Source organism: Amycolatopsis sp. NPDC059021 (assembly GCF_042739895.1).
Lineage (GTDB): Bacteria > Actinomycetota > Actinomycetes > Mycobacteriales > Pseudonocardiaceae > Amycolatopsis.
On sequence record NZ_JBHYIQ010000005.1, the window covers coordinates 162,138 to 175,055 of the forward strand.

Consider the following 12,918-nt stretch of genomic DNA (forward strand, 5'->3'; position numbering starts at 1 on the left):
CTACGACGCACTCGACTTCATCCCGGAGACGAGGGAAGAGGTCGACGCGTTGGTACTCGCCGAGGCGCGAAGGCTAGCCGGATTCAGCGGCCGGTGAAGGTGGCCTTGCCGGGGCCGTCGGTGAGGAAGGACTTCACCGCGTTCCGCAGATCCTCGGTTTCGTACAGCTCGGCCGCGATCGTGGTGACGTGCTCGTTCGCCTCCGGCACTCCGCCGTGCGCGAAATGCCCGAGAATCCGCTTGGTCGCGGCGTGGGCGCGGGTCGGTCCGTCGGCGAGCCGGGTGGCGAAGGCGCGCGTCGCCTCGTCGAAGCCTTCGGCGGGGAGCACCCGGTTGACGACGTTCCAGCGTTCGAGGGTGGCGGCGTCATAGGTGTCGCCGGTGAAGACGAACTCCTTGGCCCGGCCGATCCCGGCACGTTCCGCGAGCCGCTGCGTGCCGCCCATGGTCGGGGTCAGGCCGACGACCTTCTCGACGAGACCGAACTTCGCGCGCTCGGAGGCCAGGATGACGTCGCAGGCGACGGCGACCTCGAAGGCCCAAGTGAGGCACAGGGAGTGTGCGGCGAAGACGGTCGGGAACTCCAGCGCCGCGATGCGGTCGGGCAGCGTGAGCATCCGGTCGAAGAGGACCTTCGCCTCGGCGGCCGAGTTCTGCGCGTCGAACAGGGAGACGTCGACGCCGCCGCTGACGATCTTGCCCTCCGCCCGGATCAGCAACGCACGGGCCGGTGAAGCCTCCAGCTGCGCGACGGCGCCGACGAACTGGTCGTGCAGCTCGGCGGTGTAGAGGTTCAGCGGCGGCGCGTCGATGGTGACGACGGCGAGGCCGCCGTCGCGGTCGAGCCGGACCAGTGCGTTGTCAGCCATGCTCACCCTGTTTCGTCGGCTTCGAGGAGGACGTCCCAATAGTGCTGGGCGTCCGGGCGCCAGTCGACGTGTTTGTGATGGAACAGATCCGCGGCCTTGGCGCCGCACCACCGGGTCGGCAGCAGCTCGGCGGGCAGGCGCGGATCGAGGTAGGGGAACCGGCGCCACTCGTGCACGAGTTCGGTCTGCGCGCGCAGCACGGCGCGGCCGCCGGACGGGCGCAGGTCGGTGAACCGGCCGATGAACCGTTCGTAGCGCTCTTCCAGGTCGGTGAGGTCCCACGACTGCGTGACCATGGCCTCCTGCTCGCCGATCTCGCCGTACGCCGCGACGAACGACAGCGCCTGCGTGCTCAGCCCGAGGTCGGCGAGGATGCGGTCGGCCTCCTCCTGCCGCCCGGGATCCGCGCTGATCCACACTCCGGCCACCGGCGAGCCGAAGCCCGCCCATGTGAGCCGGGTCCGCAGCCGGTGGCGGAGATCCCGTTTGGCCTCCGGTACCGAGATCAGCAGGATCAGCCAGCGGCCGTCCCAGGCCGGCCTGTCCCGGCCGAAGGCGTAGACGCGCTCCGCGGCCTCGGTGAGCAGGCGGCGTCCCGGCGGGGTCAGCGACCATCGCACGCGACGGCCCAGCCGTTCGGAAACGATCCAGCCCTCGGCGGCGGAGCGCGCCAGCGCCTGCCGCGCGGATTTCTCTTCGACACCCAGGAAACCGAGGACGTCCACCAGCATCGACGTCCAGACCGGCGTGCCGCGGGGGAGCGCGTACTCGCCGAGCACGGTCATCAGGAGCGACCGGGCACTGGTGTGGCTGACTTCGCGGCGTCTGCTGACTTTCGGCCGGGCCGCGGTGGTGCGTGGCTCCGCCATCGTTGGTTCACCGACCTCACTGCTCGGGTCGTGCTGGCGCGAATTCGGAAACCCGATCAGGTTACCGACGAAGAGTGATCGGAAGACTACTCCGCATGGAGTGTTGATCGATGCGGGTCGGACCCAAGACAGTGCTTCTCCTAGACTCGGATGCCTCATGAGCGCAACACTCGTCGCGAAGGATCTCGCCGCCGCCCACGGTGACCGGACGTTGTTTTCGGGCCTCGATCTGGTCGTCGCGCCGGGCGACGTCGTCGGTCTCGTCGGGGTGAACGGCGCCGGGAAGTCGACGTTGCTGCGGACGCTGGCCGGGCTGAACCGCCCCGAAGCGGGCGGAATCCGGCTCAATCCGCCGACCGCGACCGTCGGTCACCTGCCGCAGGAACCCGAGCGGCGCGCCGGCGAGTCGGTACGCGCCTTTCTGGCCCGCCGCACCGGTGTCTCCGCCGCGCAGGCGGAGCTGGACGTCGCGACCGAGGCGCTGACCGAAGGAGCTGCCGGCGCGGACGAGCGCTACGCCGTCGCACTGGACCGCTGGCTGGCGCTGGGCGGTGCCGACCTGGACGACCGCGCCGGCGAGGTCGCCGCGGAGCTGGGTCTCGCGGTGGACCTGGAGCAGCCGATGGTGTCGCTGTCGGGCGGGCAGGCGGCGCGGGCGGGGCTGGCCTCGCTGCTGCTGAGCCGGTACGACATCTTCCTGCTCGACGAGCCGACCAACGACCTGGACCTCGACGGGCTCGCGCGGCTCGAACGGTTCGTGACCGGGCTGCGGGCGGGCACCGTGCTGGTGAGCCACGACCGGGAGTTCCTCGCGCGCACGGTGGACCGGGTCGTCGAGCTGGACCTCGCGCAGCGGCAGGTCCGGGCCTACGGCGGCGGGTACGAGGCGTATCTGGAGGAGCGCGAGGTCGCCCGGCGGCACGCGCGCGAGGACTACGAGGAGTACGCCGACACCCGGGCGGCGCTCGAGGCGCGGGGCCGGATGCAGCGCGCGTGGATGGAGAAGGGCGTCAAGAACGCCCGCCGCAAGGCGCCCGACAACGACAAGAACGCCCGGAAGTTCCGGGCCGAGGCCACGGAGAAGCAGGCGTCGAAGGCACGGCAGACGGACCGGATGATCGAGCGGCTGGAGGTCGTCGAAGAACCGCGCAAGGAATGGGAACTGCGGATGGAGATCGCCGCCGCGCCCCGAGCCGGTGCGGTGGTGGCGACCCTGCGCGGCGCCCTCGTACGGCGGGGCCCGTTCACGCTCGGCCCGGTGGACCTGCAGATCGACTGGGCGGACAAGGTCGCCGTCACCGGCGCGAACGGCGCGGGCAAGTCGACCCTGCTCGGCGCGCTGCTCGGCCGGATCCCGCTGGACGAAGGGAGTGCCGCGCTCGGGCCCGGCGTCGTCGTCGGCGAAGTAGACCAGGCACGGCGACTGTTCCTCGGCGAGCACCCGCTCGCCGAGGCGTTCGCCCGCGAGGTTCCCGAGTTCGCCGACGCCGAAGTCCGGACGCTGCTGGCGAAATTCGGCCTGAAGGCGGCGCACGTGCTGCGCCCGGCCGCGACGTTGTCGCCGGGGGAGCGCACGCGGGCGGCGCTGGCGTTGTTGCAGGCACGCGGGGTCAACCTGCTCGTGCTGGACGAGCCGACGAACCACCTCGACCTGCCCGCGATCGAGCAACTCGAAGCCGCGCTGGACAATTATCCCGGCACCTTGCTCCTGGTGACCCATGACCGCCGGATGCTCGACGCCGTCCGCGTCACCCGCCGCCTCGAGGTCACCGACGGCAAGGTCACCGAGCTGTAGCGCTAGCGGCGGTTGATAGTCCGCGTGATCCCGGCGACGACGGTGGTCGCGAGAATCCAGCCCGCGGCGACCAGCGCGTAGGACAGCCACTGGTAGCCACCGTGCGGGTTGACCGCCTTCGCCTGCCCGAAGTCCACGATGGGCAGCAGGAGATCGAGCGTGTAGACGAAGGGGTTGAAGACCGGCGCCTTGCCGGGGTCCAGCGCGGGCGGGTGGTGGAAGCCGAACACCAGGGTGCCGGCGGCGAGCAGCAGCGTCAGCCAGGCCGCCGCGCGGAGCGGGCGGTAGCCGTACCCGACCGTGACATCCTGCACATAGCCCCAGATCCGGGCATGCCACGGCTGGGTGCCGCGCTGGTGTCGTTGCCTTGCCAGGCCGACTTCGCGGGCCGAGATGTCGTCGCCGACACCGGCGTACGCGGCGGCGAGCTGCGTGTAGCTCTCGGGGACGAAGCCGTCTTCGGCGCGTTTGAGCAGGGGCAGGCGTTCCCGCGCGGGCAGGTGGGGTGCGAGCGCGCTGTAACGGAAGCCGTTGAGCTGCACCACGTCCGGCCACACCTCCGGGGTGGCGGTGAGCAGGTCGAACCGCGCGTTCTGCACGCTGACGGGCCCGCGGACCGGTTTCGCCTCGCGCAGCGACAACTCGGCCGCGGTACAGCTGCTGACCCGCAGGGCCAGGACGCCGTCGTCGTTCGACAGCTCGGCGCGCGCGAGGTTGATCTGGCCGGTGACCTTCCCGCCACGCAGGTCGACGCACCCCTCGGCGGACAACCGCACCGCCCTCAGGTCGGCCCCGACGACGAGATTGTCGGCGCGTAACGCCTTGCTACCAGGGCAAGTCAGCTTCGCATCGGTGATGTCGAGGGTGCCGCCGACGCGGGCACCGCGCAGACGGATCTGTCCGACGGCCCGCAGCCCGCTGCCCAGCAGGTCGAGCCCGACGGTGAGATTGGTGCCGCCGAGGCAGATGTCTCCGGGATTGCCCAGTTCGGCGTCGCGCAGGTTCAGCGCGCCGTCGATGGCCGCCCCCTCCACTGTCACCGGTCCGGTGGCTCGGAGACCTGGCGCCCAGAGGTCATTTTCGATGTGCGCCGTGTCCAGCCGCAGCGCCCATCCGTCGGTCGTTTCGAGACGCGCGCCTTCGGCCAGGAGCGGGCCCTCGATGCGCGCGCCCGCCAACCGCACGTCCCCGGAGAAGCGGCAGGCGGTCAGGTGGAGTGCCCCGGCCATGCGGACTCTCGCGCCGCGAAGGCCGGGCAGCACCGACGCGTTGAGATCGAGCTGACGGGTGCGTGCCGCCTCCACGTCGAGCACCTGGTCGAAGTGGCAGGCGTGGAACCGGACCGGGCACGGGACGTCCGCGCCCGCCAGGTCCAGCTTCCCGCTGATCCGCGCGCCCGCCACGCGCAGTGCCGGGATCACGCCGTCCTCGACTTCCGCGGTGAGCAGCAACCGCCGCAGGAATCCGGCCCGCACCGTCCGCTCGGGCCCCCACGAAGCACCATCGGCGGCGTCGTCGGAATCTTGGCGGAAATCCGCCTCCGCACCGCGTGCGTACGCCTGCCGGACCCGTTCCTCCGCCGGGCTCAGCTCCACCACGGGCACCCCCCTCCGCCGGATGTTCTTATAGCACCCGTCAGCCCTTCGTGGCTCCTCCGGTGAGGCCCTTGACGAATTGCTTCTGCAGCGCCAGGTAGAAGATCAGCACCGGCAGCGTCGCCAGGAACATCAACGCGAACACACTGCCGAGATCGGCCTGGTACTGCCCGATCGACCGGTAGATCCCGGTCGTGATCGTGGTGCCCTGGCCCGGTCCGAGGATGATCAGCGGATCGATGAAGTCGTTCCAGATCCACACCCCGAGGAAGATCAGCACACTCGCGGTCGCCGGGCGCAGCAAGGGGAACACGACCCGCCAGAACACCTGCAGCCGGTTCGCGCCGTCGAGCCGCGCCGCCTCTTCGAGCTCCACAGGGACACCGCGGATGAACCCGCTGAACACGAACACCCCGAACGGCACGTAGTAGCCGACGTTGAACAGCACCAGGCCCGGCACGGTCGCCATCAGCCCGGTGACACGCAGGACGTCGGTGATCGGGATGAGGATGACCTGCGGCGGGATCATCAGCCCGGCCAGCAGCACCAGCGTGAGTACCTTCGTCCAGCGTTTCGCCGACCGCGCGAGGTAGTGCCCCAGCATCGCCGAGAGCACGGTGAGCACGAGGATCGACAGCACGGTCACGACGACGGAGTTGGTGAGGCTCACCCAGAACAGCCCGTCCGGGCGCGTCAGCACCGCGTGGATGTTCGCGAGCGTCGGCGGCAGCGGGAGCGACGCAGGTTCCCGCGCGATGGCCTCGCCGTGCTTGAACACGTTCGCGAGCACGAGGTAGAGCGGGACGGCGAACACCGCCGCGACGACGACGGCGATCACCGGGCGCGGCCACGAAACGCGTTTCACAGGTCCACCTCCCGGCGTCGCAGGAAGTGCAGTACGACCGTGGTGAGCACGGCGACGATCACCAGCATCAGCACCGCCATCGCCGAGGCATAGCCGACGTGGTTGGCGTCGAATCCGGTCTGCAGCACGTCGAACGCGATCGTCGCGGTCGCACCGGAGCCCGGTCCGCCGTTGGTGATGACTTTGACGTAGTCGTAGGTCTTGAACGCCGAGATCAGCAGCACGACGGTGTTGATGGTCAGCGACGGCGCGAGCAGCGGCCAGGTCACCGCGCGGAACCGCCGCACCGGTCCGGCGCCGTCGATCTCCGCGGCCTCCAGCAGCTCCGCCGGAACCCCTTGCAGCCCCGCCAAATACACGACGACGCAGAAGCCGAGCAACTGCCAGCACACGATCGAGGCGACCGAGTACAGCGCGAGGTCCGGATCGGACAGCCAGCCCGGCGGATGCTCGACGCCGAGCGCGCGCAACGCGGAGTTCAGCGGTCCCTGGTCGTCGAGCAGCCGCGACCACACGATGCTCACGACCACCGAACTGAGCACCACCGGAGTGAAGAACACGCTGCGCAAAGCGTTGTACAGCCAGCCTTTCCTGTCCAGCAGCAGCGCGACGCCGAGACCGAGCACATTGGGCACGATCACGACGATCAGCGTGAGAACCGTCGTGACGCCCAGCGCGGTGCGGAACTGCTCGTCCGCGAACAACATCGCGTAGTTCTCGAAACCGACGAACTTCACGGGCGGGTTGAACGGGTTGTAGTTGGTCAGGCTGTAGCCGAAACTGATCACGATCGGCGCCAGCACGAAACACGCGTAAACGAGCACACCGGGTGCGCCGAACGACGTGAAATGCCAGAGCCGTCCCGAAATCGGCTTACGCCGGTGGCGTGCGGGAAAGCGTTCTCCCACCGGCGCCGCCGCGAGATCCGTAGCCATGCCCGGCTCAGCCCGCCTTCGCCCATTCGGTGTCCAGGAAGGCGCTGGCCTCCGGGACGGTCTTCCGCCCGGTGATGACGTCCTGGGCGGCCTGGTCCACTTTGTCCTTCATGCCCGGCAAAAGACCGTCGTCGGCGGTTTCCCAGCGGAACGCGTGGACGACGGCGTTCTCCTGGACCGCTCGCTGATACAACTCGTAGCCCGCCTTGAAGGTCGGTCCGACGTCGGCGGGCGGCTGGTAGCCCTTGACGGCGGGGAAGAGCCCGTCGGCCTTGACCGACGCGTCGAGCTGACCCTTGTCGAGCTGGAACCCGAGGGCGAATTTCTTGGCGGCGTCGAGGTTCGCGGCCTTCGCGTTGACGATCATGCCGCCGCCGGTATAGGCGGGAACGACGCGTTTCCCGTCCACGGTGGGGAAATCGAACACACCGATGTCGAAGTCGTGCTTCTTGGCGTCGGCGTTCGCGGCGAACCAGTTGCCCATCGGATACATCGCGCTCTTGCCGTCGAGAAAGGCCTGTTCGGTCGCGGCGTAATCCCGGGAAACGCTGGTCTTGTCGAGATAATCGCGCGCGGCGAGTTCGGCGAGCCTGCCGAAAGCCTGCTGGAACACGGGATCGGCGAACTTGACCTTGCCGGCGCGGCGCTGGGTCAGCCAGTCCGGCGTCGTGCCGTAGACCTCGGTGCTGACGAGCCCGGAGAGGATCATCGACGACGGGAAACCGTCCTTGCCGCCGCCGATCGTGAACGGGGTGATGCCCTTGGCCTTGAGCTTCCCGGCGTCGGCGACCAGCTCGTCCCAGGTCTTCGGCGGCGCGGTGATCCCGGCCTCGGCGAACATCTTCTTGTTGTAGTAGATCGGCGGGATGGTCTGCGTGTTCGCGGGCAGCTGGTAGTACCCGCCGCGCACCGGGTTCGCCTCGGGGAACTGGAAATCCTTGAGTTCCTCGGGTTTCCACGCGTACAGATTCCCGGCCTCGGCGAAACCCGCGGAGTCGACGGCGATCATGACGTCCGGGAACTGCCCGGACTGCAACAGCTGTTTCGCATACGACGTCCGGCCGTCCGCGGTGGGGGCGACGAGTTTCTTGACGTGGAGGCCGGGGTTCTTGTCGGTGACGCGTTTGATCGCGGCGTCCCAGTAAGCGGGAGTGAGGTTCGGGGTTTCGAAGGTCAGGAAGGTGATTTCGGCGCCGCTGCCGGAGCCGGTGTTCGTGCCGACCGAGCACGCGGTCACGCTCACGGCCAGGAACGCCGCAGCTCCCAGCGCCAGGGACCTTCTCATGGCAGCCGCCTTCCCCACAGTGTGATACCTGATATACGACGCATTCGATCGGACCTCTGCGGGGATGTCAACCGCCGGAAGGCAACAAAACCGGCTCAGTGTCGCCAATACGTCGGATCTATATCCGGTCGAGTCGGACCACAGTGCTCGCGTAGTCGCCTTCGGGGAGCCGGAGCGGCAGTCCGTGCGAGAGCAGGACCGCTCCGCTGTGCTCGTCGCCCGCGTCAGGATCGCGGTAGTGGGCCACGGGGTCGAGGCCGTCCAGCCGGAGCGGTGCCTCGGGCGCCGGAAACCGCCCGCGCGGCCGATACGCGAAGACGACCGCTCGCGCGGTGTCGGCGGTAACGTACTGAAGCGCGGTGACGCCGTCGTCGGCGGGACGCAACCGGTACAGGCGCCCGTGCTGTACCACCTCGCGGATGTCCCGGTACAGCGCGATTTGCTCGCGGGCGAACGCGAGATCCGCCGCCGGCCACTTCCCGATGTCACCGCCGATCCCGAGCACCCCGGACATCGCGACGTGGAAGCGGAAGCGCAACGGGATGGACCGCCGGGTGCCGAAGCCGGGGACGTCGGTGACCCAGGCCGACATCGTCCGCGCCGGATACACCTGCCCGAACCCGTGGTGGATGTCCAGCCGGTCGAGGGCGTCGGTGTTGTCGGACGGCCAGACCTGGTCCGCGTGGGCGAGCATGCCGAGGTCGATCCTGCCTCCGCCCCCACTGCATGCCTCGATCCGCAGCGCGGGATGGCCGGCCCGGAGCCGGTCCATCAGCGCGTACACCGCGCGCGTGTGCTCGACCCACAACCGGTCCGGATCGGCTTCGCCCGGCCATCCCGCCTCGCTGAACGGGCGGTTCATGTCCCACTTCAGGAAGTCGATCCGGTGCTCGGTGACCAGCGCGTCGAGCCACTCGTGCGCCCACGCGGCGACGTCGGGCCGGGCGAAGTTCAGGACCAGCTGGTTGCGCAGCTCCGAACGCCGCCGGTGCGGCTGGTGCAGGACCCAGTCCGGATGCGCGCGGTAGAGATCGCTGTCCGGGTTGACCATCTCGGGCTCGACCCACAGCCCGAACTTCATCCCGAGCCGGTGCACGTGGTCGGCGAGCGGACCGAGCCCGTCGGGAAAGCGCTTTCGGTTGACATGCCAGTCGCCCAGTCCCGCGTGGTCCCCGGTCCGCTCGCCGAACCAGCCGTCGTCCATCACGAACAACTCGGCGCCGAGCGCCGCGGCCAGCTCGGCCAGCGCGCTCTGCCCGGCGGCGTCGACGTCGAATCCCGTTGCCTCCCAAGAGTTGTAGAGCACCGGCCGGGTTTCGCCGGGATGCGGCAGGACGTGCCCGAGGACGTAGCGATGCCACTCCCGGCTCGCCGCGCCGAATCCGCCGCGGGTGTAGAGACCAGCGAACACCGGCGTCGTCAGCCGATCGCCGGGGCCGAGCCGATGGCTGACGCCGTCCTGCCCGAAACCGCCGCTGACGGTGACGCGGCCGGTCGCGGCGCGGGTCGTCGTGATCCGCCACGATCCGCTCCACGCCAGCGCCGCGCCGTAGACCTCACCGTGGCGTTCGGTCGCGGTGCCGTCGTCGAGCATGACCCACGGATTCGCGTGGTGACTGGTGATCCCGCGCCTGCTGGCAGCCACGGTTTCCCCGTGTGCCAACGGATCCCGCCGCAGTCCGCATTCGCCCGCCCACCTGCCGGTGACGTGACTCAGCCGGTAGGCGGGCCACTGCGGCAGCACCCAGGACGCCGAATCGGCGCGGACCACTTCGACCGCGTCGCCGTCGTTGCCGAGTTCGAGCCAGCGCTCGACGACGTCGGTGCCGCGCGCGATCCGGTAGTGGAGCGTGATCCGCAGGGGATAGTGCCGGTCGCGGAACTCGAGCCGCAGGTGCGGCGCGTCCATCGCGTATCCGGTGTACTGCCACTCGACCGACCGGGTGTGCTCGGTGAACCGGATCTGCAGTGCCGGGGGCCAGTACCGCGTGCCGCCGTCGGCCGCGAGTTCGTCGAGGCCCTCGTCGGGATCGTTGAACCCGTCCCACCACGGCCGTGACCCGGTGCCGAGTCCGGCGATCTGCGCGAGGGTCAGCGCCGGGCCCCAGTAGACGTGCCGCGGGACGTCCTCGTCGGTCAGCCGCACGGCGTAGGACGTGGCCGCGGTCCGGAGCACCCAGGTCCGCGTGCCCTCGTCGCACTCGATCATGCCTGCGATCCTTGCGTGCTCACCTGATCGCGGCCATCCCCCTTCCCGGTCATCGGGGCAGCGGGCATCAGTCGCGATCGGTCAGATAACCACCCATGGTGGTGAAGTATTCGCCCGCGGCCAGCTCGACGTCGTCGGCCGTCCGGACCCGTTCGACGACGAGGCCGGGCGACTGCCCGCGCCGTGCCTCGGGGCCGGCGACGATGACGACGCCGTCACCCTCCTTGATGAAGATGCGCCCCGGCGTCCCGCCGTAATGGCCCCGGGAAACGGACGCCTTCACGATCCGCAGCGGCTTGCCGCGGTGGTAGGTGAACGCGTTCGGATACGGGTCGGACTGCGCGCGCACGAGCCGTTCGATGTCCTCGGCGGGCCAGGTCCAGTCGATGCGGCTGTCGCGCGGGGCGCGCTTGTGGAAGAAGCTCGCCTTCGACCGGTCCTGTGGCACCGGCACGACGTTCCCGGACTCGATGAGCGCCAGCGCCTCGGTGACGATCGGTTCGATGAGGTCGACCGTGCGGTGGAACAGGTCGGTGGTCGTGTCGGACGGCCCGACCGGGACGGCGCGCTGGAGGACGATGTCCCCGGCGTCGAGTTCGCCGTCCATCATGTGGGCGGTCACGCCGACCTCCGGCTCGCCGTTGATGAGCGCCCAGATGAGCGGTGAGAACCCGGCGTAGGCGGGCAGCAGGGAGTCGTGCACGTTGAGCGTGCCGTGCCGGGGCAGCGTGAAGATCTCCGGCGGCAGCCAGGTCCGCCAGTTGTTGGCGACGATCAGGTCGAGGTCGGCTTCCTTGAGCTCGGCGAGCAGCTCCGCGTCGTCGGGACGGGTGCGCAGCAGCGCGCGGATGCCGTTCTCCTCGGCGAGTTCGGCCACCGAATCCGACCAGATCTTCTCGTAGGCGTGGTCGCTCTTGGGATGGGTGACCACGAGCGCGACCTCGTGGCCGCCGTCGATCAGCGCCTTGAGGGTGCGGTGTCCCCAGGTCTGGTAGCCGAACATGGCCACGCGCATGAGCTGCCCTTTCGGGGTCGAGGGATGAATATCACCACCAAGGTACTAGTTGAGGCTGCCCTAAGTTAGGTTAGGGTTTCCTGAGCTTTGCGTCGGTGGAACGAGATGCGGCAGTGCCGCGCTAGGGGACCAACATGGCACCAGCAGGAGCCGGTGAGCGGATTCCGGTCTACGACGTCGTCGGGGTGGGCTTCGGACCCTCGAACCTGGCGCTCGCGATCGCGCTGGCCGAGCACAACGCCGCGCCGGGGGACGCGGGCACGGTGACCGCCCACTTCCTGGAACGCCAACCACGCTTCGGCTGGCACCGCGGCATGCTGATCGACACCGCGACGATGCAGGTGTCGTTCCTCAAGGACCTCGCCACGATGCGGAATCCCACCAGCGAGTTCAGCTTCCTGAACTATCTGCACGGGAAGGGCAGGCTGGTCGATTTCATCAACCACAAGAACCTGTTCCCGCTGCGCGTCGAGTTCCACGACTACTTCGAGTGGGCCGCGGCGAAGGTCGACGACGTCGTCTCCTACGGCACCGAAGTGCGCTCGGTGCGGCCGGTTTTCGAGGGCGGGGAAATCGTCTACTTCGACGTCGAGGCCGTCACCGACGGCGAGCCGGTCGAGCTGCGGGCGCGGAACCTGGTGCTGGGCACGGGTTTGCGGCCCAATCTGCCCGAGGGGGTGAGCGCGGGGGAGCGGGTCTGGCACAACAGCGAGCTGCTGCACCGGGTGGCGGCGATGCGGGGCACCGATCCGCGCCGGTTCGTGGTGGTCGGCGCCGGGCAGAGCGCCGCCGAGGTCGTGGCTCTGCTGCACGACGAATTCGCCGGCGCCGAGGTGTGCGCGGTGTTCGCGCGCTACGGGTACAGCCCCGCCGACGACAGCTCGTTCGCGAACCGGATCTTCGACCCGGAGGCGGTCGACCAGTTCTACCGTGCGGACGAACCGGTCAAGGAACGCCTGATGCGCTATCACGGCGCCACCAACTACTCCGCGGTCGACATCGACCTCATCGACGAGCTGTACCGGCGGATGTACCGGGAAAAGGTCCTCGGGGTCGAACGGCTGCGCATGCTCAACGTCTCGCGCCCGGTCGACGTGACCGACACCGGCTCGGGAGTGCTGGTGACCGTGGAGTCGCTGACCACCGGTGAGCGGACCGTGCTGGAGGCCGACGCGGTGGTCTACTCCACCGGCTATCTGCCCGCCGACCCGACGCCGCTGCTCGGTGAACTCGCGGCGGGCTGCGGCCGCGACGACCGGGGCAGGCTGCGGATCGAACGGGACTACCGGATCGAGCTGGACCCCGCGCCGCGCGGCGGGGTCTATCTCCAGGGCGGGACCGAGCACACGCACGGGATCACGTCCTCGCTGCTGTCGAACACCGCGATCCGGGTCGGTGAGATCCTGCGGTCCATTGTGGACCGCCGGGCGGCAGCGGTGCCGCCTGCCGAGTACGCGGTAAGCGTTTCCCGCTAGGTCCGT

10 protein-coding genes are annotated in these 12,918 nt (G+C 69.4%); 2 read left to right on the forward strand and 8 right to left on the reverse strand.

Annotated features, from left to right (window positions below; all coding sequences use genetic code 11):
• Positions 1–83: 83 nt before the first annotated feature.
• Together ACFWX1_RS04555 and ACFWX1_RS04560 are read right to left on the reverse strand one after the other, a co-directional pair.
• Positions 84–869 (reverse strand): enoyl-CoA hydratase/isomerase family protein, encoded by a 786-nt coding sequence (locus ACFWX1_RS04555; RefSeq protein ID WP_378383785.1) that lies wholly within the window; start codon positions 867–869, stop codon positions 84–86.
• A 2-nt stretch (positions 870–871) separates the two neighbouring features.
• Positions 872–1,738, reverse strand: coding sequence for a PaaX family transcriptional regulator C-terminal domain-containing protein (locus tag ACFWX1_RS04560; RefSeq protein ID WP_378383787.1), 867 nt, complete (start codon positions 1,736–1,738; stop codon positions 872–874).
• A gap of 157 nt (positions 1,739–1,895) precedes the next feature.
• Between ACFWX1_RS04560 and ACFWX1_RS04565 the strand changes: the two genes are divergently transcribed.
• Positions 1,896–3,533, forward strand: a complete 1,638-nt coding sequence (locus ACFWX1_RS04565; RefSeq protein WP_378383788.1) for an ABC-F family ATP-binding cassette domain-containing protein — start codon at positions 1,896–1,898, stop codon at positions 3,531–3,533.
• Between the two features lie 2 nt (positions 3,534–3,535).
• Here the strand turns inward: ACFWX1_RS04565 and ACFWX1_RS04570 are convergent, their stop codons facing one another.
• The 6 genes from ACFWX1_RS04570 to ACFWX1_RS04595 form a co-directional block, all read right to left on the reverse strand.
• Positions 3,536–5,131 (reverse strand): hypothetical protein, encoded by a 1,596-nt coding sequence (locus tag ACFWX1_RS04570; protein WP_378383790.1) that lies wholly within the window; start codon positions 5,129–5,131, stop codon positions 3,536–3,538.
• Positions 5,132–5,168: 37 nt separating this feature from the next.
• Positions 5,169–5,993 carry a carbohydrate ABC transporter permease gene (locus ACFWX1_RS04575; protein WP_378383792.1) on the reverse strand — a complete coding sequence of 275 codons (825 nt, stop codon included), beginning with the start codon at positions 5,991–5,993 and terminating at the stop codon, positions 5,169–5,171.
• On the reverse strand, positions 5,990–6,928 hold the full coding sequence (locus ACFWX1_RS04580) for a carbohydrate ABC transporter permease (protein WP_378383794.1): 939 nt from the start codon (positions 6,926–6,928) through the stop codon (positions 5,990–5,992). The genes ACFWX1_RS04575 and ACFWX1_RS04580 overlap by 4 nt, the downstream gene beginning before the upstream one ends.
• 7 nt (positions 6,929–6,935) lie before the next feature.
• A complete protein-coding gene (locus tag ACFWX1_RS04585; protein WP_378383796.1) occupies positions 6,936–8,213 on the reverse strand; it encodes an extracellular solute-binding protein in 1,278 nt (425 codons plus the stop codon).
• Positions 8,214–8,331: 118 nt separating this feature from the next.
• The gene (locus tag ACFWX1_RS04590; protein ID WP_378383798.1) at positions 8,332–10,422 is read right to left on the reverse strand and encodes an alpha-galactosidase; all 2,091 of its coding nucleotides are present in this window, start codon (positions 10,420–10,422) and stop codon (positions 8,332–8,334) included.
• Positions 10,423–10,489: 67 nt separating this feature from the next.
• Positions 10,490–11,437 (reverse strand): methionyl-tRNA formyltransferase, encoded by a 948-nt coding sequence (locus ACFWX1_RS04595; protein ID WP_378383800.1) that lies wholly within the window; start codon positions 11,435–11,437, stop codon positions 10,490–10,492.
• A 134-nt stretch (positions 11,438–11,571) separates the two neighbouring features.
• On the opposite strand from ACFWX1_RS04595, the gene ACFWX1_RS04600 reads away from it, so the two are divergent.
• Positions 11,572–12,912 (forward strand): lysine N(6)-hydroxylase/L-ornithine N(5)-oxygenase family protein, encoded by a 1,341-nt coding sequence (locus ACFWX1_RS04600; RefSeq protein WP_378383802.1) that lies wholly within the window; start codon positions 11,572–11,574, stop codon positions 12,910–12,912.
• Positions 12,913–12,918 lie beyond the last annotated feature (6 nt).